At 48.0% G+C, this 21,193-nt stretch carries 14 protein-coding genes, 1 other RNA gene and 1 pseudogene; 2 read left to right on the top strand and 14 right to left on the bottom strand.

From position 1 onward, the window contains the following. Positions 1 to 84: 84 nt before the first annotated feature. The 3 genes from AC3WT9_RS31320 to pflB form a co-directional block, all read right to left on the bottom strand. On the bottom strand, positions 85 to 1,647 hold the full coding sequence (locus AC3WT9_RS31320) for a glycosyltransferase family 39 protein (RefSeq protein WP_341377013.1): 1,563 nt from the start codon (positions 1,645 to 1,647) through the stop codon (positions 85 to 87). 620 nt (positions 1,648 to 2,267) lie between these two features. Next, positions 2,268 to 3,008, bottom strand: a complete 741-nt coding sequence (gene pflA, locus AC3WT9_RS31315; RefSeq protein WP_341377012.1) for a pyruvate formate-lyase-activating protein — start codon at positions 3,006 to 3,008, stop codon at positions 2,268 to 2,270. A 13-nt stretch (positions 3,009 to 3,021) separates the two neighbouring features. Then, positions 3,022 to 5,250: a formate C-acetyltransferase gene (gene pflB, locus AC3WT9_RS31310; RefSeq protein WP_341089155.1), complete on the bottom strand. Its 2,229-nt coding sequence runs from the start codon at positions 5,248 to 5,250 to the stop codon at positions 3,022 to 3,024. 257 nt (positions 5,251 to 5,507) lie between these two features. Here pflB and adhE point away from each other — a divergent pair, with 257 nt between their 5' ends. Then, positions 5,508 to 8,132: a bifunctional acetaldehyde-CoA/alcohol dehydrogenase gene (gene adhE / locus AC3WT9_RS31305; RefSeq protein ID WP_341097508.1), complete on the top strand. Its 2,625-nt coding sequence runs from the start codon at positions 5,508 to 5,510 to the stop codon at positions 8,130 to 8,132. A gap of 310 nt (positions 8,133 to 8,442) precedes the next feature. After that, positions 8,443 to 8,844, top strand: coding sequence for a CHRD domain-containing protein (locus AC3WT9_RS31300; RefSeq protein ID WP_341097507.1), 402 nt, complete (start codon positions 8,443 to 8,445; stop codon positions 8,842 to 8,844). A 366-nt stretch (positions 8,845 to 9,210) separates the two neighbouring features. On the opposite strand, the gene AC3WT9_RS31295 is transcribed toward AC3WT9_RS31300, so the two are convergent. From AC3WT9_RS31295 to AC3WT9_RS31245, 11 genes and pseudogenes are all read right to left on the bottom strand, one after another. Beyond that, positions 9,211 to 10,128, bottom strand: coding sequence for a VOC family protein (locus tag AC3WT9_RS31295; protein WP_341089154.1), 918 nt, complete (start codon positions 10,126 to 10,128; stop codon positions 9,211 to 9,213). A 90-nt stretch (positions 10,129 to 10,218) separates the two neighbouring features. Beyond that, positions 10,219 to 10,645, bottom strand: a pseudogene (locus AC3WT9_RS31290) (VOC family protein). Positions 10,646 to 10,899: 254 nt separating this feature from the next. Then, positions 10,900 to 11,264, bottom strand: a transfer-messenger RNA (tmRNA) gene (gene ssrA, locus AC3WT9_RS31285). Between the two features lie 193 nt (positions 11,265 to 11,457). Beyond that, positions 11,458 to 11,937 (bottom strand): SsrA-binding protein SmpB, encoded by a 480-nt coding sequence (gene smpB / locus AC3WT9_RS31280; protein ID WP_038584698.1) that lies wholly within the window; start codon positions 11,935 to 11,937, stop codon positions 11,458 to 11,460. 400 nt (positions 11,938 to 12,337) lie between these two features. Continuing rightward, a complete protein-coding gene (rnr, locus tag AC3WT9_RS31275) occupies positions 12,338 to 15,232 on the bottom strand; it encodes a ribonuclease R (protein WP_341380308.1) in 2,895 nt (964 codons plus the stop codon). A 244-nt stretch (positions 15,233 to 15,476) separates the two neighbouring features. Beyond that, a complete protein-coding gene (gene secG, locus AC3WT9_RS31270; protein WP_038584695.1) occupies positions 15,477 to 15,710 on the bottom strand; it encodes a preprotein translocase subunit SecG in 234 nt (77 codons plus the stop codon). Positions 15,711 to 15,858: 148 nt separating this feature from the next. After that, positions 15,859 to 16,122: a YesK family protein gene (locus AC3WT9_RS31265; RefSeq protein ID WP_341089153.1), complete on the bottom strand. Its 264-nt coding sequence runs from the start codon at positions 16,120 to 16,122 to the stop codon at positions 15,859 to 15,861. Positions 16,123 to 16,248: 126 nt separating this feature from the next. Beyond that, on the bottom strand, positions 16,249 to 17,535 hold the full coding sequence (gene eno / locus AC3WT9_RS31260) for a phosphopyruvate hydratase (protein WP_038584689.1): 1,287 nt from the start codon (positions 17,533 to 17,535) through the stop codon (positions 16,249 to 16,251). 58 nt (positions 17,536 to 17,593) lie between these two features. Beyond that, a complete protein-coding gene (gene gpmI / locus AC3WT9_RS31255; protein WP_341089152.1) occupies positions 17,594 to 19,138 on the bottom strand; it encodes a 2,3-bisphosphoglycerate-independent phosphoglycerate mutase in 1,545 nt (514 codons plus the stop codon). Between the two features lie 2 nt (positions 19,139 to 19,140). After that, positions 19,141 to 19,896 carry a triose-phosphate isomerase gene (gene tpiA / locus AC3WT9_RS31250; protein WP_341089151.1) on the bottom strand — a complete coding sequence of 252 codons (756 nt, stop codon included), beginning with the start codon at positions 19,894 to 19,896 and terminating at the stop codon, positions 19,141 to 19,143. 33 nt (positions 19,897 to 19,929) lie between these two features. Next, on the bottom strand, positions 19,930 to 21,111 hold the full coding sequence (locus tag AC3WT9_RS31245; RefSeq protein WP_341089150.1) for a phosphoglycerate kinase: 1,182 nt from the start codon (positions 21,109 to 21,111) through the stop codon (positions 19,930 to 19,932). Positions 21,112 to 21,193: the final 82 nt, after the last annotated feature.

Raw genomic sequence — 21,193 nt, 5'->3', positions numbered from 1 at the left:
GGTGTTTCGATTCCGGGGAATAGTAATCTCCTGCTCGCCATACTGCCCACCGCCGTCTTCTTGCGCACATAAATTGATATGAAATCACAAGTTACTTCGATGGAAAGATCGAGATTTTAGCCATTTATTGAAACTACCGCATCCCGTATAGGATAAAATAATTAGTATAGGATAGATCGGATAAATATATCGCGATTTAATTTCCCACAAAATATAAAAACCAACAAACCCTAAAATTATTAAGACTAATGAAACCTCATTAAATTGCTTGTTTTTTATACTTCCTATTAATTTAATCAAAATAAATATATACATAATAAAATTCATAACGTATACAATCCATAAAGTTTTACTTCTGAAATTAGATTGTCCATCGAATAAATCAGTTGCAAAAGTTTTGTAACTATACCCGCCAATTATACTTTGTCCCGTATCGGAAGTACCACTGTTACTAATACCATATCGCTCAAGTTGATAAGTACCTTCTGTCCATGTCCACAAAACCTTTTTATAATACATTTTAGCAAGATCAGTAAATTTGTAATCATGCAATTTTTTTTCAATAGATTCCTTGTAAATTTTAGTGCTTTCCGCTTTGTTCCGGTTAGCTTGATTTTGATAAATATTGAAACTTTCTCCATTATCATAGAATCCAAAACTCTCTAAGTTAATCCCCATATTCAACCACATATATACAGGAGCAGAATTTTTATTTACAGATTCAGTTACTTGACCTGTCGATTTTAATGCTAAAGCTTGTATCCAATTTGGACTATTAAATAGTATTCCCAGTATAAACAATGAAAGCAATAATTTCTTAAATCCAATTTTTTGAATACTCAACAAAATACATATTATAATGGCGATGAGAAATATAACACCTATACTTCTAAAATAATTTCCTATAGCTAAAAGAACGGCTGCAAATATTATGTGTTTTATTTCTTTATCTTTTATAAACCTAATAGAAAAATAAAGTGAGCTAGTTAGAAAGGCAGTAGAAATAATATCATTATAAATGAGGTTATTAGTAAACAATGCCGGTATAAAGGTAGCTGCAAATATTAGAATTCCATACTCGTTGTTATGCTGCTTGTTATTTAATTGTTTGTAGATTAAATAAGTCATTAATGTAGTTACGAGAGTAAATAAAATATTAAAGATTTTAAAAACCAAAACATAATTTAGATTTGGAAATAGCTCCAACAAAGTTTTTAAATACATTACTGTTGAAAAGTTAAAAGGGTACATATGCAAATACCCGGTGTCTTGAAAAGATGAATAGTCATTATGTGTTTGTATCCATAAAGCAAGTTCAATTACCATTTGTGAGTCATCTGTCGGCATTCTCGGGAATAAAAGGACAATTGATAATTGCAAAATAAAAGATAATGATAACACGACAGGAATAATTATTTTTGCACTGTATGTATTAAGCTTCAAAAATAGTTTATAAAGTAGAACACCTAAAATAGCAAGCACAATAACTAGAAAAAGAAATGGAATTAATCGTTGTGCTTGTAAAATGGGAACATCGCCGTATGCCACATAATTATACTCTGCTCTGATAAAGAAAGATGAAATAAGTAACAATCCAATAAATAAAGTAAGAAGAATATATAAAGTTTTATGAACCCCTTTTAGCATAAAAATACCCCTTTGTCTCAGCTTGATAACATCAAAATATTAACATAAAACAAAATATCACGATAGTCATATGTTTAATAAAGCTAAATTAATTAAAATTATCTATTTACGTCATAAAACCAAAATCTACTTAAAATGAATTGCTCCCCCGGTTTGGACAAACTCTTGGGAAGAGCAAAAGAACTAAATAGGTTGGCATACAAAAAAGACACCCCTAAAGGTGTCTTTCACTGATACTCCATATGGGCCGAGGCGTGGACGTGCAGAGCCACAATTCGGCGTGGGGTGCTGCTGGAATTGTACGAGATAGCCGTTTAGCAAACGTTAGTTTTCAGTTGCAATTCTCTTGTGTTAATCACAGTCCCTGCTTATTTCAATAAATTAATACAAAGAATGCCGTCGATTTCCATGCCATAATCCATATTCCCGATTTCCACTTGAAAATCCTTAAGTATTGCTTCATCGACTATAATCGAGTCCAGGCATTTGGTGTGCTGAAGACTTTACTGTTGATGGTGAATCATAAATATAGTTTTGATGAGCTCGAAGCAATGATCCAGCACGGGGCTGGATTCAGTAAGATCCGCCGCCCAATATACGAAGATGACAGAGAAGCAGTGCTAATGTGCACCTAATATCTCCCTCGCCATTCGAATAGTCTCCTCATCGGGTGGCTTGATATGGACAAGAGGGTATTTCAAACCAAGCTGTTCGTACTTGTACTTTCCCATTTCGTGATAAGGCAGGACCTCAACCCGCTCTACATTGCGCAAGGTTTTAATAAAGTCGGCCAGGTTCCGAAGATCCGATTCATCATCAGTCAGTCCGGGAACTAGGACATGTCTGATCCAGACGGGGATATTAGTTTCTGAGAGAAAACGGGCAAAGTCGAGAATATGATCGTTGGGCTTACCGGTTAGGTCGAGATGCTTTTGCGGGTCGATCTGCTTCAGGTCAAGCAGAACGAGGTCGGTATGCTGCATCAACATCTGCAGCGTCTCAAAGAAATGGCCGCGACGGCTAAAGCAACCGCCTGAAGAATCGATTGCAGTGTGAATACCGAGTTCTCGTTTTAAAGCCCGGAAAAGAGTAAGAAGAAAATCAGCCTGCAATAGAGGCTCTCCGCCACTAACCGTTACTCCGCCCCCGGAAAACTGCAGGAAGGGGAGATATCCGCGAATTTCCTCAACTAATTCCTGAACCGTTACCAGTTGGCTTTTCCCAATCGTCCAGGTATCGGGGTTGTGGCAATATTGGCAGCGCAGTAAGCATCCCTGCATAAAAACAACGAACCGGATCCCCGGGCCATCTACCATACCAGATGTTTCAATGGAATGAATGCGGCCTTCGTGCTGCTCCATAGCGCGTCCCCCGTCAGATTTTTTCGTGAAAGGTTCTGTTGATGACATCAAGCTGCTGCTCTCTCGTCAGTTTGATGAAATTAACCGCATAGCCTGACACTCGTATCGTGAGCTGCGGATACTCCTCTGGATGCTCCATCGCATCAAGCAAGGTTTTGGTGTCAAACACATTTATATTAAGATGATGGCCATCCTTCGCTGTATACCCGTCAAGCAGCGCGGTCAGATTACGGACCCTATCCTCTTCGTTCTTCCCAAGAGCGCCAGGAATAATCGAGAACGTATTCGATATGCCATCCAAAGCGTACTCATAAGGAAGTTTCGCTACAGAGGCCAATGAAGCAATCGCACCTTTTCGGTCCCTGCCGTGCATCGGGTTCGCTCCCGGGGCGAATGGCTCGCCCTTTTTTCTCCCATCCGGGGTGTTCCCGGTCAACTTACCATATACCACATTGGATGTGATGGTCAGCACCGACATCGTGGTCCTAGCCTGTCTGTAGGTGGATTGTTTCTTAAGCTTGCGGTAGAACCGTTTGACGAGATCTACCGCAATCTCATCCGCGCGGTTATCGTTATTTCCGTAAGCAGGATATTCTCCTTCAATTATATAGTCGACAGCAAGACCGTTCTCATCCCGGACTGGCCGAACATCTGCATATTTAATGGCACTGAGCGAGTCGGTTACGACCGAAAGACCCGCAATCCCGGTTGCCATGGTCCGCATCGTTTCCTGATCATGAAGCGCCATCTCGATACGTTCATAACAATATTTATCATGCATGTAGTGAATTACATTCAAGGTGTTGATATAGAGTTCCGCAAGCCATTCCATCACATGGTCGAAAGCGGGCATCACTTCGTCAAAGTCCAGCTTGTCCGACAGAATCGGCCGCAATGGCGGGGTTATCTGCACCTTCATCTGCTCATCCATCCCGCCGTTAATTGCATACAGCAGAGCTTTTGCCAGATTCGCCCGAGCGCCGAAATACTGCATCTGCTTGCCGATCCGCATTGCGGACACACAGCAGGCAATCCCGTAATCATCGCCAAAATAAGTCCGCATTAAATCATCATTCTCATATTGAAGAGAGCTGGTCTGAATCGTCATGCGTGCACAATATTCCTTGAACTTCTGAGGGAGCCGATGGGACCAGAGTACGGTCAAATTCGGCTCCGGCGATGGACCAAGCGTCTCGAGCGTGTGCAAGAACCGGTAAGTATTCTTGGTGACTAACGGACGACCATCCAGGCCGATGCCTCCGAGGGACTCGGTGACCCATGTCGGATCGCCGCTGAACAGCGCGTTATATTCCGGTGTCCTTGCGAACTTTACCATACGTAACTTCATGACAAAATGATCGACGAGCTCCTGCGCCCCTTGCTCCGTCAGCCTCTGCTCCTTCAGGTCACGCGCTATATAGATGTCCAGAAAGGTGGAGGTGCGGCCAAGACTCATTGCAGCCCCGTTCTGCTCCTTGATCGCGGCAAGATACCCGAAGTACAGCCATTGAAAAGCTTCCTGCGCGGTCTCCGCCGGCTTGGTAATATCGAATCCGTAGCTGGCCGCCATCTGCTTCAGTTCCGTAAGGGCACGCAGCTGCTCCGCGATTTCTTCGCGTGCCCGAATTACATCTTCAGTCATCGTGCGTTCGTCGAAGAAGGAGAGCTCCTCTTTTTTGCTTTTGGCTAGAAAATCCGTGCCATATAAGGCAACTCGCCGGTAATCGCCGATAATCCGTCCCCGGCCATACGCATCCGGGAGCCCTGTAATAATGCCGGCTTTTCTGGCTAGACTCATGGCAGGTGAATAGCCGTCAAATACGCCTTGATTATGAGTTTTCCGGTAAGTGGAGAATATATGCTCGATTTCCGGATCCAGCTCATAACCGTAAGATTCACAAGCATTCTTAGCCATTCGGATCCCGCCGTAAGGCTGAAGGGCCCGCTTTAATGGCTTCTCCGTTTGAATACCCACGATGACCTCAAGCTCCTTATTCAAATAGCCGGGGCCATGGGAAATAATACTGGAAACCACTTCAGTATCCATATCCAGAACTCCGCCTTGATCACGTTCTTGCTTCGCGAGCTCCATGAACTCTTCCCAGAGCTGTTGCGTGGCTTCCGTGGAACCAGCCAGAAAAGACGCATCTCCTTCATAAGGCTCGTAGTTGAGCTGAATAAACTGGCGGACATCAATCTCTTCCTGCCAGCTTCCTGATTTAAAGTCTTCCCATGCCTGCATCGTGACATTTCCTCCTTTATTACTTTGCCATGGGTTTATGGGCTGTGCTTAGTATGATCCGCCTTGACTAATATAAAGGAGGTATATCAATGGATACTATGGAGGATATCGCCACTTTTACACAAGACCTAAACAGTAGAGACTGGAAACGGGGATAATAACACGAAATGCAGGTAAAACTGTGTTTGTTGAAAAGGCTTGTTTTGATGCAACCTGAATATAAGCAGCACGAGTAGATGCCAGGGAGGGAAAAAATGATGGCTGTACAAAGCCAGGCAGAAAATAACGAAAGCATCACCGATAAAAAACTTACCGCCCAGGAAGAGGTCAACCGTCTGGTTGCACGTGCCCGGGCTTCGCAAGAAGCGTACCTTTCCATGAATCAGGAACAGATTGACCGCATTGTACAAGCAATGGCACTCGCCGGACTGGACAAGCATATGCTGCTTGCCAAGATGGCCGTGGAAGAGACCGGACGCGGCGTGTACGAAGATAAAATCACTAAGAACCTTTTTGCCTCAGAGTATATTTATAACAGTATCAAACATAACAAAACCGTCGGAATTATTGAGGAAAATCTTTATGAGAATTATCAGCGGGTAGCGGAACCTGTTGGCATTATCGCAGGCGTAACACCTGTTACGAATCCGACCTCTACAACGATCTTTAAAACACTGATTGCCACGAAGACGCGAAATCCCATTATTTTTGCTTTTCATCCTTCCGCGCAGAAATGCAGCAGCGAATCGGCAAAAACACTGCTGGATGCAGCAGTAGCAGAAGGAGCGCCGCCACACTGTGTACAGTGGATCGAGCATCCGTCGCTGGAAGCGACGCAGCTGCTCATGAACCATCCGGATGTAGCTCTGGTCCTGGCCACAGGCGGCTCCGCCATGGTAAAGGCCGCCTATAGCACAGGCAAACCGGCACTTGGCGTCGGACCCGGAAATGTACCTTGCTTTATTGAAAAAACAGCCGATCTCAGACAAGCGGTCACCGATCTTATTCTTTCCAAAACATTCGATAACGGGATGATCTGTGCTTCCGAGCAAGCCCTCATCATTGAGGAACCGGTGTATGATCAGGTTCGCCAAATGATGATAGACAACGGGTGCTACTTTTTAGATAAAACGGAAACAGAGGCAGTCTCGAGTCTCGTTATCACCGGGGAGAAATGTTCAGTTAATGGCGCTATTGTCGGTCAGCCTGCTTACAAAATTGCCGAGATGGCCGGTCTTCAGCTTCCTGAGCATACGAAAATTCTTGTTGCCGAATTGGAGGGCGTAGGAACGGACTTCCCGCTGTCTGCTGAGAAGCTGAGCCCGGTTCTGGCATGCTATAAAGTAACCTCTGCCGAACAAGGCATTGACCGTGCAGCGGAAATCGTCGCATTTGGCGGTTTGGGACACTCTTCTGTCGTTCACTCTAAGGACAATAAAGTGATTGAGGCCTTCGCGGAACGGTTACAGACTGGACGTGTGATTGTCAATTCTCCTTCAACACAAGGGGCTATCGGCGATATTTACAACACCAATTTACCGTCACTTACCTTAGGCTGCGGATCCTACGGCAAAAACTCAACCACCTCCAATGTAACTGCAGTTAACCTGATCAATATCAAACGTGTCGCCTACCGGAGGGTGAATATGCAGTGGTTCAAAATTCCGCCCAAGATCTATTTTGAAAAAGGGTCCACGCAGTATCTCGAGAAAATGCCTAACATCTCCAAGGTGCTTATTGTTACTGACGCCATGATGGTTAAGCTCGGATATGTGGAAAAAATCGAATATTACTTGCGAAAACGTACCGAGCCAGTTTCTGTTGAGATCTTTGCGGATGTCGAGCCTGATCCGTCCGTAGAGACGGTTGAACGCGGAACCCGCATGATGGAGAGCTTCCAGCCGGACTGCATCATTGCACTGGGGGGCGGCTCACCCATGGACGCGGCGAAGGCGATGTGGTTATTTTACGAATACCCGGATACCAGCTTCCATTCGATCAAACAGAAGTTCCTGGATATCCGTAAACGGGTCTACAAATATCCGCGATTAGGCATCAAAGCCCAATTTGTCGCGATCCCAACAACCTCAGGAACAGGCTCGGAAGTAACTTCATTTGCGGTAATCACTGATAAAAAAGAAGGACATACGAAATATCCGCTTGCGGATTATGAACTGACGCCGGATGTGGCGATCATTGATCCGGAGCTTGTTTATTCCCTGCCAAAAGCGGCGGTCGCAGACACCGGGATGGACGTGCTGACGCATGCTATTGAAGCCTACGTTTCCGTCATGGCCAGTGACTATACCGATGGACTTGCGCTGCATGCCATAAGGCTCGTATTCCAGTACCTGGAGAAATCATTCCATACGGCGGACCCGGTTGCCCGTGAGAAAATGCATAATGCCTCAACAATCGCAGGGATGGCTTTCGCCAATGCCTTCCTCGGCATCAACCACAGCTTGGCGCATAAATGGGGCGGTGAATACCATACGGCGCACGGGCGTACGAACGCAATTCTGATGCCGCATGTTATCCGTTATAATGCCACGAAGCCGTCAAAATTTGCATCGTTCCCGAAATATAACTATTTCATCGCCGATGAACGTTATGCAGAAATCGCCAGAATGCTGGGAATGGAAGCACGCACCACTGAAGAGGGAGTTAACAGCTTGATTATGGCTATCCGCAAGCTGAACCAATCGCTTGGCATTCCCGAGAAATTCCAGGATCTTGGCTTCGCTCCGTCCGATTTCGAATCAAAGGTCGATTATTTGGCCGACCGCGCCTTCGAGGACCAGTGCACCACAGCCAATCCCCGCATGCCGCTAGTCAAAGAGCTTGCAGACATTTACCGGAATGCGTTCTACGGCAGATTTTAATACATTTGTTAAATAAGCCTCTCCTTAGAATGGTTGCACGAGACAACCCTTTAACAAGGAGAGGCTTTTTGTATGAAAGACATGTTCAAAACAGCCGCTGAAATAAAAAAAGACACCGATTAAGGCGAGGGGATTCGAACTGCTGTCCGAAGATAACGGCACATAAGCTTCTACGAGTGTAGTCACGGATTTGATGTCACCCGAGTATCGCCCTATTCATTTCAAAAAATCAATCAAACCTTAGACGGATGAACAATCCCTTCCTTCCGTACGGAATAAAATACCGTATCAACGAAGAGGGGTGAGGAATATCAAAACGTTTAGGGCTTTCTTGAATGGAAGAAACGAAGTACCTCCTGTAAGGACAATTTCTACTGGAAATACTGTTTTTCAGCTTAACCGTGCTGGTGATAAATTATTTTTTAGACTTGTCATCCGAAATATAAACCGAGTAACCCAAGCCCATATCCATCTTGGACGAAGAAATGAAAACGGTCCTATAGTCGCCTTTCTATTCGGCCCGTCGAAATTTGGAATCTCCGTAAGACGAGGAGTTATTCGCGGGACTCTGACTCGCAATGATTTAATCGGCCCTCTAGATGGAAAGACGATCCGCGATCTAGTCCGTGAATTTGAAAGAGGCAATGCTTATGTCAATGTACACACCATACAAAATCCAAATGGAGAAATCCGCGGCCAAGTTATTTCGTAAATTGTACATGAATAATTGAAATAAATGTGCTTCTCACACAGAAAGCACCTTCACGCTGGTCGCAGAATCGACCCGCTCTCCACATGCAAAAAGCACCGATCTAGTGGATCGATGCTTTTTGGAATGGAATGGTATGGGCCGAGGGGATTCAAACTGCTGTCCGAAAATAAGGCACATAAGCTTCTACGAGTGTAGTGACAGTTTTGATGTCACCCGAGTATCGCCCCGTAACCGGCTATACGTTGGATCAGCCTGATTATCTTCTTCCGCTCGACCCCAGTCGGAGGTTTTATGCTAATCTCTCGTCCTTACGCTGGGCGATCATCGGGTATGCGAGTAAATTTGGCGGAGGGTAGAGTTTATGCTTCACTCGCCCTTATAAGCCTTGTGCAAGGCTGCAAGGTCGAATTTCTTCATCTGCAAAAAAGCCTTCGTAACACGAGCAATTTGCTCCGGTGTTCCCTTTTCCAGCATCTCGTCCATCTCGGCTGGCACAATCTGCCACGACACGCCAAACCGGTCTTTCAGCCAGCCGCATTGTTCAGCCTCGGGAACTGCAGAAAGCTTCTCCCAGTAGTGATCAATCTCCTCTTGCGAATCGCATTTTACCATAAAGGAGATCGCCTCGTTGAAACTGAATTTATGCTCATGCGCACTGTCCATGGCGGTGAACCACTGCTTCTCCAGCATGAAGTCAGAGAACATAATGGTTCCTTCCTGATCAGGCTCCAAGCCCTTAGGATAGCGGGCAATCGTTCCCTGCCGCGAGTTGCCAAATACAGATAAATAGAGAGACATAGCCTCTTCCGCCTTACCGTACTGATTACCTACAAACAAAAAAGACGGGATGATAGCCGGACGCTCCTCACCCTCAGGATTTGTAAGCATCAGCTGCCAGGACACGCCATATTTATCCTGAATCCAGCCGTACCGCTCACTGAATGGATACTTATCTAGCGGCATTAGCGCCTGTCCACCCTCAGATAACTTGTTCCAGACCTCATCTATTTTCTCAGCTGCGTCCTTATCGCGTGACGGATCAAAATTAACGAAGAAAGACACTGACGGATTTAACTTAAAATAGGGACCTGCACTGATGGCCATAAACTTCTGTCCCCATATTTCAAATGAAACTTGATCACAGTCACCTGACGGTGTGTCATGAATTGTCGTAACACTCGTAACCTTGGATTCGGGGAAAACAGAAGCGTAAAAATTAGCTGCTTCTACCGCTTCTTTGTCATACCATATATGCGGCACGATTGTCTGATTCGCATTTGTCACAAGTCATTCCTCCTCAGCTGTCCTGTCCATCCGGAAACAGTAAGCGGTATTGTGGGTAGAGTGAACACTGCATAAATGTTATCCCTGAGGTTACTCCCCTGGGACATTCACTTGAAAAGTAACGCCGAACTTGTCCTTAACAATCCCATACAAAGGGCTCCAATCCGTCTTCTGCAAAGGCATGACCACTTGACCACCGTCTTCCAGTGCGGCGAAAATCTCCCGTGCAATTGCCTCTTCTGTAGGATGAATGGCAATCTGAACCGTGTCACCGTCCGCCCTGATGCGACGTACCCGGAAAAGTATCGGAGAACATGAGATCTGCATTACCAACCTTCAAATGCGCATGCATCACAAGGGTTTTCATCTCATCGGTCAGCGGATGATTCGGATCTTCCGGTAAATCCCCGAACGTCATGATCCCGACCACGTTCCCGCGCAGCGCTTTTTCATAAAAATACAGAGCTTCTCTTGTGTTTCCATTAAAGACAAAATACGGGTTCAAGCGGATTGACATCATTCTTCATCCCCTTTGGAACAAATTGGACAATCATCTTAATTATACACAAAAATTGAAGGAAATAAACGCTTTTTTACGAACATATGAACCCCTATACCCACCCCGGCTCGTTCATCTCCAGCCACCTCCTATTGCGGTGTATCAGCACCTTTCAGAATCAGTAACGTATTTGGAAGTTCATCCATATGATTTCGGTCAATAACTTCAGAAATGAAAAAAGACACCGATTAAGGTGTCTTTTAATTTACTCCATATGGAGCCGAGGGGATTCGAACCCCTGTCCGAAGATAACGGCACATAAGCTTCTACGAGTGTAGTCACGGATTTGATGTCACCCTAGAAGCCCCCCGTAACCGGGTCCCCTTCGGGTCAGCCTGATTGTCTTCTTCAGCTCACCGCAGGCGGAGATGAGACAGCGTATCCCACTACTTGTTAGCCCCTATCCCTGTCACATGGGCGATGCAGGGTAGAAGCACGCACACAGTTTCTTAGGCTGCGAAAGCGTAGTTTGTTTGTTGTTTGCCGTTTAATAGGCTTTAGCGTTGATGAAGCGGACGCGTCCCCACTACTCGCTACTCATGCTCGAACTACCCCCGTCGAATCCAAGAACGGCCCCTCATTAAAAGGGCGCTTCGGATTAAGCGGACCAGCGAGCAAAAGTGATCCGATCCACAGTCTCTTCTTCAAGAAGACTGCAAAGAAGCATTAAGCTTTACTTACACAGTATAGCACATTTATCAACACTATAACACGAAGGTTAAAGGAATTGAAGGTGGAATCTGGAACATTGGGCATTCTCCTGCCCAGGCTTATCTTGCGATCTTTTGCTTGTCGCGCAGCACACGCTGAATATCGCGCTGAGCATCACGTTTTGCGGCAGAATCGCGTTTGTCGTACTCTTTCTTCCCTTTACCGAGGCCGATCAGCAGCTTGGCGTACCCGTTGCGGACGTACACCTTCAGCGGCACGATGGTGAATCCCTCACGCTTGGACTGTCCCAGCAGCTTGTGAATCTGCTCTTTATGCATCAGCAGCTTGCGCGTACGTGTCGGGTCGGTAGGATTGGAGCGGTTCCCTTGTTCAAAAGGGCTGATATGCATATTGTGCACGAAAATCTCACCGTTTCGAATCGTCGCAAAAGCATCGCCAATATTCGCGCGTCCATTACGCAGCGACTTGATTTCTGTGCCGGTCAGCACCAAGCCTGCTTCGTAAGTGTCCTCGATGTAATAATCATGGGAAGCTTTTTTGTTCTGGGCGAGCACTTTCCCGTCTGCTTTTTTACCCATGAGAGTCACTCCTTGAATCGTATTCCTAAGCAGAGATAATCAAATTGCCTTAAAAAGCAGGTGAGTTTGATTATCCAAACGTCAGATCTATATTGTATCAAAAGCGCTCCGGGGAACGCAAGGAAGCAGCGCCCATTCACCACCAGGCATTTTGACATATGTATGTCAGCAAGACGCGCTTTGGAGATAATTTATATACAATATGATGGATAAATAGAAATTACAGCCTGGCACAACACCACATAGGATATTAGTGGCGATGACGTTAATCCCAATGTAGGGTGACTTTGACTGGGAAGTTTTTGCATTCCTTTTGCGGGCGACCCTGAACATAAAATTCTTTATTAGCAAAAAAAGCGCTGCTCCCTTCACGGGGAACAGCGCCTTTCATTATCTCAGCTTACTCCTGAGGTTTTTTCTTCTTTTTCTTTCGGCGTACTGCGCCTTCCGCATTGCTGCCTTTGTCGCTGCGCTTAGCGGCTACCTTGTCGGAGGTCTCCACGTTGCCTGGAGTCACGGAAGGGCCAATGAACACGCCGCTCTTGTTCTTCTTCTTGCGGCGGCCCTTATCCTTGCCTTCTGTGCTTCCGCTGCGGCTCTCGAACCCGCGATCCTCCCGGCTGCTGAACCGGGTGTTCGCGTCAACGCCGCGCAGCTCGCCGGCGCCTTGCTCGCCTGCGCCGCCGGCTGGCGCGCCGTAGCCGCCCTTGCCGGAGCCGAAGGCGAAGCTAATGCCGCGTCCCCCGGCACCGCCTCCGGCCTCTCCGCCGCGGCCACGTCCCCCGCCGCTGCGCTCGCGCGGCGCACTGCCGCCCGCTTCGCCGTTCAGGGCGGCGTAAGCCCGGCGTGCGGCCTCTGCAGGGCCGCCGCTGCCACGCTTGGCGCGTCCGCCTGCAGGCGCGCCGCTACCGGCCGCCGCGTCTGTGCGCGGCGCTTCCCAGGCGCCGGTTCCCACCGCGCCGGACTTGCCTCTGCCGGCGTTCAGCGCGCCGCCGGATTTACTCTTGCCCGCGCCGACAGCGCCGGGCTTGCCTTTACCGCCGGTGCGGCCCTTGCCGCCGGCCTTTCCACCGGACGGCTTGCTGAAGCCGCCGGCGCCCGGACGGCCGCCTTTACCGCCGCGTCCGCTATAGCTGCGGTGCTCGCCCGCCACACGCGGCTTCATGTCGACCAGCTCGAAGTCGATCGTGTGGTCGTCCATGTTGACCTTGGCGACGCGGATCTTCACCTCATCGCCAATGCGGAACACCTTGGAGGTGCGCTCGCCGATGAGCGCCATATGAGCTTCGTCGAAGTGGTAGTAATCATCGCTAAGCGCGCTGAGACGGATTAAGCCTTCGACGGTATTTTCCAGCTCGATGAACATGCCGAAGCTGGTTACACTGCTGATCATCGCCTCGAATTCCTCGCCGACCTTATCCTGCATATATTCCGCTTTCTTCAGCTGCTCCGTATCACGCTCTGCTTCCACTGCTACGCGTTCGCGTTCAGAGGACTGCTGCGCGATGTCAGGCATCCGGCTGGACAGGTAATCATGACGCTTCTGGCTTAGGGCTCCACCGTTCTCGATCACCTCGCGCATCACGCGGTGAATGACAAGGTCCGGGTACCGGCGGATCGGCGATGTGAAGTGGGAATAATATTCCGCCGCAAGTCCAAAATGGCCCGTGCTCTCCGCATCATACTTAGCCTGCTTCATGGAGCGCAGCATCATCGTGCTGATGACTGTCTGCTCCTTGGTGCCTTGAATGTCCTCCAGCAGGCTCTGCAGCGCGCGCGGGTGAACAGAATTGCCACGTCCCTTAACGTGGTAGCCGAAATTGGCGGCAAAGGCCATAAAGTTCTGCAACTTCTCCGGGTCCGGATCTTCATGAATCCGGTAGAGGAACGGCACTTTTAGCCAGTGGAAATGCTCGGCTACCGTCTCATTGGCCGCCAGCATGAACTCTTCGATAATTTGCTCGGCTACTGAACGCTCACGTTTTACAATATCAACAGCTTTGCCGTTCTCGTCTACGATGATCTTGCTTTCTTCAAAGTCAAAATCAACCGCTCCCCGCCGCATCCGCGCATCGCGCAGCTTCATGGCCAGTTCCTTCATCAGACGGAAGTCCCCGATCAGCGGACTGTACCGCTCGAGCAGCTCCGGATCCTCATCTTCGACGATTTTGCGGACATTGGAGTAAGTCATTCTTTCTTTGGTGCGGATTACACTCGTAAAGACATCATGCTTCACGACCTTCATATGCTCATTAAATTCCATCTCACAGGACATCGTCAGACGGTCCACCTGCGGGTTCAAACTGCATATCCCGTTAGAGAGACGGTGCGGCAGCATCGGAATTACCCGGTCCACCAGATACACGCTGCATCCGCGGTCATAAGCTTCCTTGTCGAGCTCCGAACCTTCGCGCACGTAATAGCCGACATCGGCGATATGGACGCCCAGCTTATAATGCCCATTCTCCAGCCGCTCCACATTGACAGCATCATCCAGATCCTTGGCATCCTCACCGTCGATGGTGACAATGTTAAGCCCGCGTAAATCGCGGCGTCCCTGCTGGATAATTTCTTCATCGGTAATGGAATCCGGCGCCTGCTCCGCTTCAGTCATCACTTCAGACGGGAAAGTCTCAGGCAGCTGGTGCTTACGGATTACGGATAAAATATCAACACCCGGGTCGTCCTTATGTCCCAGAATTTCAATGATTTCCCCTTCAGCCGCAGCACGGCCTTCCGGGTAATTTACAATGCGGACCACAACCTTCTCACCGTCGACCGCTCCCATAAAGGACTGCTTCGGAATAAAGATATCGCGGTTAATCCGCTTGTCATCCGGCAGCACAAAACCGTAGGTCTCCAGGCTTTGGAATACCCCAACAGTCTGGAGCACACCCCTTTTCACGATCCGCACCACTTCGCCTTCCATCCGCCCGCCGGACGGACTTTTCGAAGTAATCCGCACCAGTACGATATCCCCGTTCATCGCACCCTTTAAATCGTTGGCGTGTACATACACGTCGGGATGATCACGGTCGTCGGGGATTAGAAAAGCAAACCCCTTGGCATGTGCCTGTAGCCGTCCGCGCAATAAATCCATCCGTTCCGGCACGCCATAACGGGCATTCCGGGTCAGCACGACTCTCCCGTCCTGTTCAAGCTCCAGCAGCAAATCCTCGAACGCTTTAAACGACGCGCTATCCTGCAACTCGAAGTGGCTTACCAATTCGTCATAAGTGAGCGGTTTATAAGCGGTCTCCCGCATAAAATCAAGCAATATTTCCTGTGTTATCAAGTTAGTCACCTCGGCCCTCCGCAGCCTTTAAGCGCTGCTGGCATATATGTATGTGTTGTCCTGCTTCACCCGAAATCATTCAAGTAAAATTTACCTTTATATACTTCATACCCTAGTATACACGAAATCAATCCAGAGCATCCCTGTAATGATTATCACGAAGTTAACGCAGTCCAAAAAAATGCACCAAAAAAGCCCACGCCCCATTCTATTCAGAACAGTGCGAAGGCTTATTGTAGACGTCCTAATCAACTACAATGGCAACAACGATCGCCATAATGAAGAATCCAGCTGCCAGTGCAACCGTTACACGCTGCAGTACAAGCTCCATACCGCGTGCTTTAGTTTTACCGAAAAGATGCTCAGCACCGCCGGAGATGGCACCGGAGAGACCTGCGCTTTTCCCTTTTTGCAGAAGAACGACCGCAATCAGACCGACGGAAAAAATCAGGAGAACTACTTTCAAAAAGATATCCATTCACTTCCACCTCCTACGTCCAAGCATCACTATCTATGCTAAATTAGGTTATACGTTTCATAAACAGCATTTTTATTTTATCATAGCTACCGTATGAATACAACCTTCTGACTACGAATCTAGTTTGGAGATACCGAGTGTCAATCTGTTAAGCCTGTCTCCTGAAAAACGTAAGAGTCAGCAATAACAGCGCAGAAATCACAATGATAGGAACACAAATAAAGGCATAGGCAATCCCTTCCCAGCCCCCAATCACTGAAAAACTGAGCACGAGCAAGATTGCACCGCCAACCAAGCCGACAATCCCCGGATAAAACGTGAGCCCGGAATGCAGTCCCCGGATTCGTGTAAAAACTAAGCTTATGATTACAATCAGTATTCCGATCGCAATTCCTGCCACAATAGCATTCATTCAATCCGCTCCTTCCAAATATCTACATATATAGAATACCTATTCAGAGCGGCAGATGCAATTCCAAACAAAAAAAGAGCCTGCCCGAAATCGGCAGACTCTTTGAAAAGCTTGACTCAAAAATAATTATCTTTTGAGGTTGTAGAAGGATTTCAGGCCGTTGTATTGAGCCAATTCACCCAGTTCATCTTCGATACGAAGCAATTGGTTGTACTTAGCGATACGGTCTGTACGGGAAGGAGCACCTGTTTTGATTTGGCCGGCATTAGTTGCCACAGCGATATCAGCGATGGTGCTGTCTTCGGATTCACCGGAACGGTGAGAGATAACTGCAGTGTAACCTGCACGTTTAGCCATTTCGATAGCATCGAAGGTTTCAGTCAAAGTACCGATTTGGTTAACTTTGATCAGAATGGAGTTACCGATACCTTCTTCGATACCTTTAGCCAGACGCTCAGTGTTGGTTACGAACAAGTCATCGCCAACGAGTTGGATTTTGTTGCCGAGTTTCTCGGACAGCAATTTCCAGCCTTCCCAGTCATCTTCGGAGCAGCCATCTTCGATGGTGATGATTGGGTATTTATCAGCCCAAGAAGCGAGCAGGTCAACAAATTCAGCTGGTGTGAAGGATTTGCCTTCGCCTTCCAGGTGGTATTTGCCATCTTTGAAGAACTCAGTGGAAGCAACGTCCATACCAAGGAATACATCAACGCCTGGTTTGTAACCGGCTTTTTCGATAGCTTCCATGATGGAGGACAGTGCATCTTCGTTGGAAGTGAAGTTAGGAGCGAATCCGCCTTCGTCGCCAACTGCTGTGTTCAGGCCTTTAGCTTTCAATACGGATTTCAGAGCGTGGAAGATTTCAGCGCCTGTACGCAGAGCTTCTTTGAAGCTAGGTGCGCCAACTGGCAGAACCATGAACTCTTGAACGTCTACGTTGTTGTCGGCATGTGCGCCGCCGTTAACGATGTTCATCATTGGTACTGGAAGCTGTTTAGCGTTGAATCCGCCCAGGTATACATACAAAGGTACATCCAGAGCTGCTGCTGCAGCGCGGGCTACGGCCATGGATACAGCCAGAATTGCGTTAGCGCCGAGTTTGCCTTTGTTGTGAGTACCATCCAAAGTGATCATCAATTTGTCGATGCCCAGTTGGTCAAGAGCGTCCATACCGATTACTTCAGGAGCGATGATTTCATTTACGTTCTCAACAGCTTTCAGAACGCCTTTGCCCAGGTAACGGTTTTTGTCTTCGTCACGAAGCTCTACAGCTTCATGAGCGCCAGTGGAAGCGCCGGAAGGAACGATAGCGCGGCCTTTAGCACCGGATTCCAGATAAACATCAACCTCTACAGTAGGGTTACCGCGGGAGTCGAGGACTTCGCGAGCGTAAACATCAGAAATAATAGTCATGTAAGTTAATCTCCTTTTATCATGGGTTTTGGTATTGATGGTGAAGCTTAAATCCTGCTTATTTACGGCTGGCGATCATAGATTGTCCGGTCATTTCCGCTGGTTGCGGAAGTCCCATCAAATCCAGAATCGTCGGTGCCACATCAGCAAGGATACCGGATTCGCGCAGCACAACATTTTCGGTAGTTACGATGAAAGGAACCGGGTTGGTAGTATGAGCCGTGAATGGACGTCCGTTCTCGTCAAACACCATATCCGCATTGCCGTGGTCGGCAATGATGATTGCCACGCCGCCTTTGGCTACAACGGCATCCACAACTTTACCCACACATTCATCCGTCACTTCAACGGCCTTGATTGTTGGTTCCAGCATGCCGGAGTGTCCAACCATATCAGGATTCGCAAAGTTAAGGATAATAGCATCTTGTCTATCCGCTTCGATTTCCGCTACGCAGGCCGCCGCCACTTCGTATGCGCTCATCTCAGGCTGAAGATCATAAGTTGCTACTTTAGGAGAGTTGATCAGGATGCGGGTTTCCCCAGGAAGCTCTTCATCGCGTCCGCCGCTGAAGAAGAAGGTTACATGCGGGTACTTTTCAGTTTCCGCAATACGCAATTGCTTCTTGTTCTGCTGTACCAGCACTTCACCCAAGGTATTATCCAGGTTCTTCGGTGAGTAGGCCACGAAGCCCTGCACCGTTTCGCTGAATGTAGTCAGACATACGAAGTGCAGGCCTTGCGGGAACAAAGGACCCCGGTCAAAACCACGGAAATCCGAGTTGGTAAAGACTTGGGACAACTGAATCGCACGGTCAGGGCGGAAGTTCAGGAACACAACAGAATCACCGCTTTCCACTACCGCAACCGGCTTGTCGTTGCTGTCTACAATAACACTAGGCTCAACGAATTCATCATACACGGAATTCTGATAGGAGGCTGTGATCGCCTGCAGGGCATCAGTATATTTCGGACCATCGCCATATACCATAGCACGATAGGCTTTCTCTACACGCTCCCAGCGTTTGTCACGGTCCATTGCGAAGTAACGCCCGGATACCGTAGCAATCTTACCTACGCCAACCTCTTCAATCTTGGCTACGAGATCCTGAACGAACTTTTGTCCGCTGTCAGGAGGTACATCGCGGCCATCCATGAATGCGTGAATATACACTTCGTGCATATCCTCTTTCTTGGCCAGATCAAGCATGGCAAACAGGTGGCTGATATGACTGTGTACGCCTCCGTCGGAGACCAGTGCATACAGATGAAGCTTTTTGCCGGTTGATTTGGCGTTTCTTACAGCAGCAACCAGCGTTTCGTTATCAAAGAATTCTCCGTCACGGATAGACTTGTCAATCCGGGTCAAATCCTGATATACGATACGTCCGGCACCGATGTTAAGGTGTCCTACTTCCGAGTTACCCATTTGCCCTTCCGGCAGACCTACAGCCTCGCCGCAAGCGGTCAGTGTGGTATTCGGATATTGTTTCAGATAACGGTCATAGTTAGGCTTGTTGGCTTGAGCAACAGCGTTGCCTTCAGTCGTATTGCGCAAACCGAAACCGTCCATGATGATTAATGCTACAGGTTTTGGTGCTGACATTCTTACTTCGCCCCCTCAACGAGTGAAACAAAGGAAGCTGGCTGCAGGCTGGCACCGCCGACAAGAGCGCCGTCGATGTCGCTTTGACTCATGTACTCCGTTACATTCTCAGGCTTCACACTACCGCCGTATTGAATACGCACAGCTTCAGCAGTTGCTTCATCATACAGACCTTTTACAAGGGTACGGATATAAGCAATAACTTCGTTGGCATCCTGGGAAGTGGAGGATTTGCCTGTGCCAATCGCCCAGATAGGCTCATAGGCGATAACCACCTGAGCAGCCTGTTCGGCACTGAGACCGGCAAATGCAGCTTCGGTTTGAACTTTGCACACATCTTTTGTTTGATTAGCTTCGCGCTCTTCAAGCTTTTCGCCTACACAAACAATTGGAGTGATGCCGTGACGGAATGCCGCATGCATCTTTTTGTTGACGATTTCGTCCGTTTCGCCAAAATAAGCGCGACGTTCGGAGTGCCCGATGATAACATAATCAACGCCAAGGTCCTTCAGCATTACACCGCTGATTTCGCCTGTATAAGCGCCGTTATCTTCGAAGTGCAGGTTTTGTGCACCGATCTTGATGCTTGTGCCTTTTACTGCTGCTACCAGTGCTGGCAGGTTAGTAAATGGAGCGCAAACAACAGTCTCTACGCCTGCTACTTCTGCTTGGCCTTTGACTTCAGTGATGAAGCCTTCTGCTTCCGGAACGGTTTTGAACATCTTCCAGTTCCCGGCGATAATAGGTGTTCTACTCATAGTAATGGATTGCCTCCTTCTACCTTCTACGTCTTACTTGTCGTTCAGTGCTTCTACGCCAGGAAGTGCCTTGCCTTCCATGAACTCGAGTGATGCGCCGCCGCCAGTGGAGATATGATCCATTTGGTCAGCCAGGTGGAATTTCTCTGCTGCAGCTGCGGAATCACCGCCACCAATTACAGTGTAACCTTCGGTTGTCGCACAAGCCTGTGCTACAGCCTTTGTACCTTCAGCAAAGATGTCGATTTCGAACACACCCATAGGTCCGTTCCATACAACCAGCTTGGAGTTTTTGATGATATCGGCATAAATCTCACGAGTTTTAGGACCGATGTCCAGACCTTCCCAACCCGCAGGAATGTCAGTTGTATCAACAATTCTGGTGTTGGCATCTGCGCCGAACTTATCGGCTACAACTACGTCAACCGGAAGTACGAAATTTTTGCCCAGTGCTTTAGCCTTCTCGATAAATCCAAGAGCAACATCAAGTTTGTCGTTGTCTACCAAGGAATTTCCGATTTCGAAGCCTTGAGCTTTAGTGAATGTATAGGAAAGGCCGCCGCCGATCAGTACATTGTCAGCCAAAGTCAGCAGGTTGTCGATAACGTCGATCTTGTCTTTAACCTTGGAACCGCCGATGATGGCAGTGAAAGGACGCTCAGGGTTCGAAAGAGCTTTCCCCAGAACAGACAATTCTTTCTCCATCAGAAGACCAGATACAGCCGGCAGGAAGTGAGCGATGCCCTCAGTCGAAGCATGTGCACGGTGAGCTGCGCCGAATGCGTCGTTGACGAACAGGTCAGCCAGTTCCGCGAACTGCTTAGCCAGTTCAGGATCGTTCTTTTCTTCACCCGGATAGAAACGGACATTCTCAAGCACAAGTACATCACCGTTGTTCAGTTCAGCAATTTGTGCTTTAACAGCATCGCCGATCGCCTCATCAGCTTTGGCAACTGGTTTGCCGAGCAGCTCGGACAGACGTACAGCAGCACCGGTAAGGCGCATGGAATCAACGAATTGACCCTTAGGACGGCCCATATGGCTGGCCAGAATGATCTTTGCACCGTTCTCGATCAGGTATTTAATCGTTGGAAGTGTTTCGCGGATACGTGTATCATCAGTGATTTTACCGTCTTCCACTGGCACATTGAAATCGACGCGTACGAATACGCGTTTGCCTGCTACTTCTACATCACGGACGCTCTTTTTGTTCATGATTAGTTTCCTCCACACCCATATTGGTTCACTCACGAATCCATTTAGAAAGAGCGGAAACAAGGAACTTCTGTTTCCGCTC

The sequence above is a fragment of the Paenibacillus sp. EB106-06-01-XG199 genome (assembly GCF_058791575.1).
Note: the sequence above shows the minus strand (reverse complement) of the source record. Positions and strands in the feature narration are given on the sequence as shown.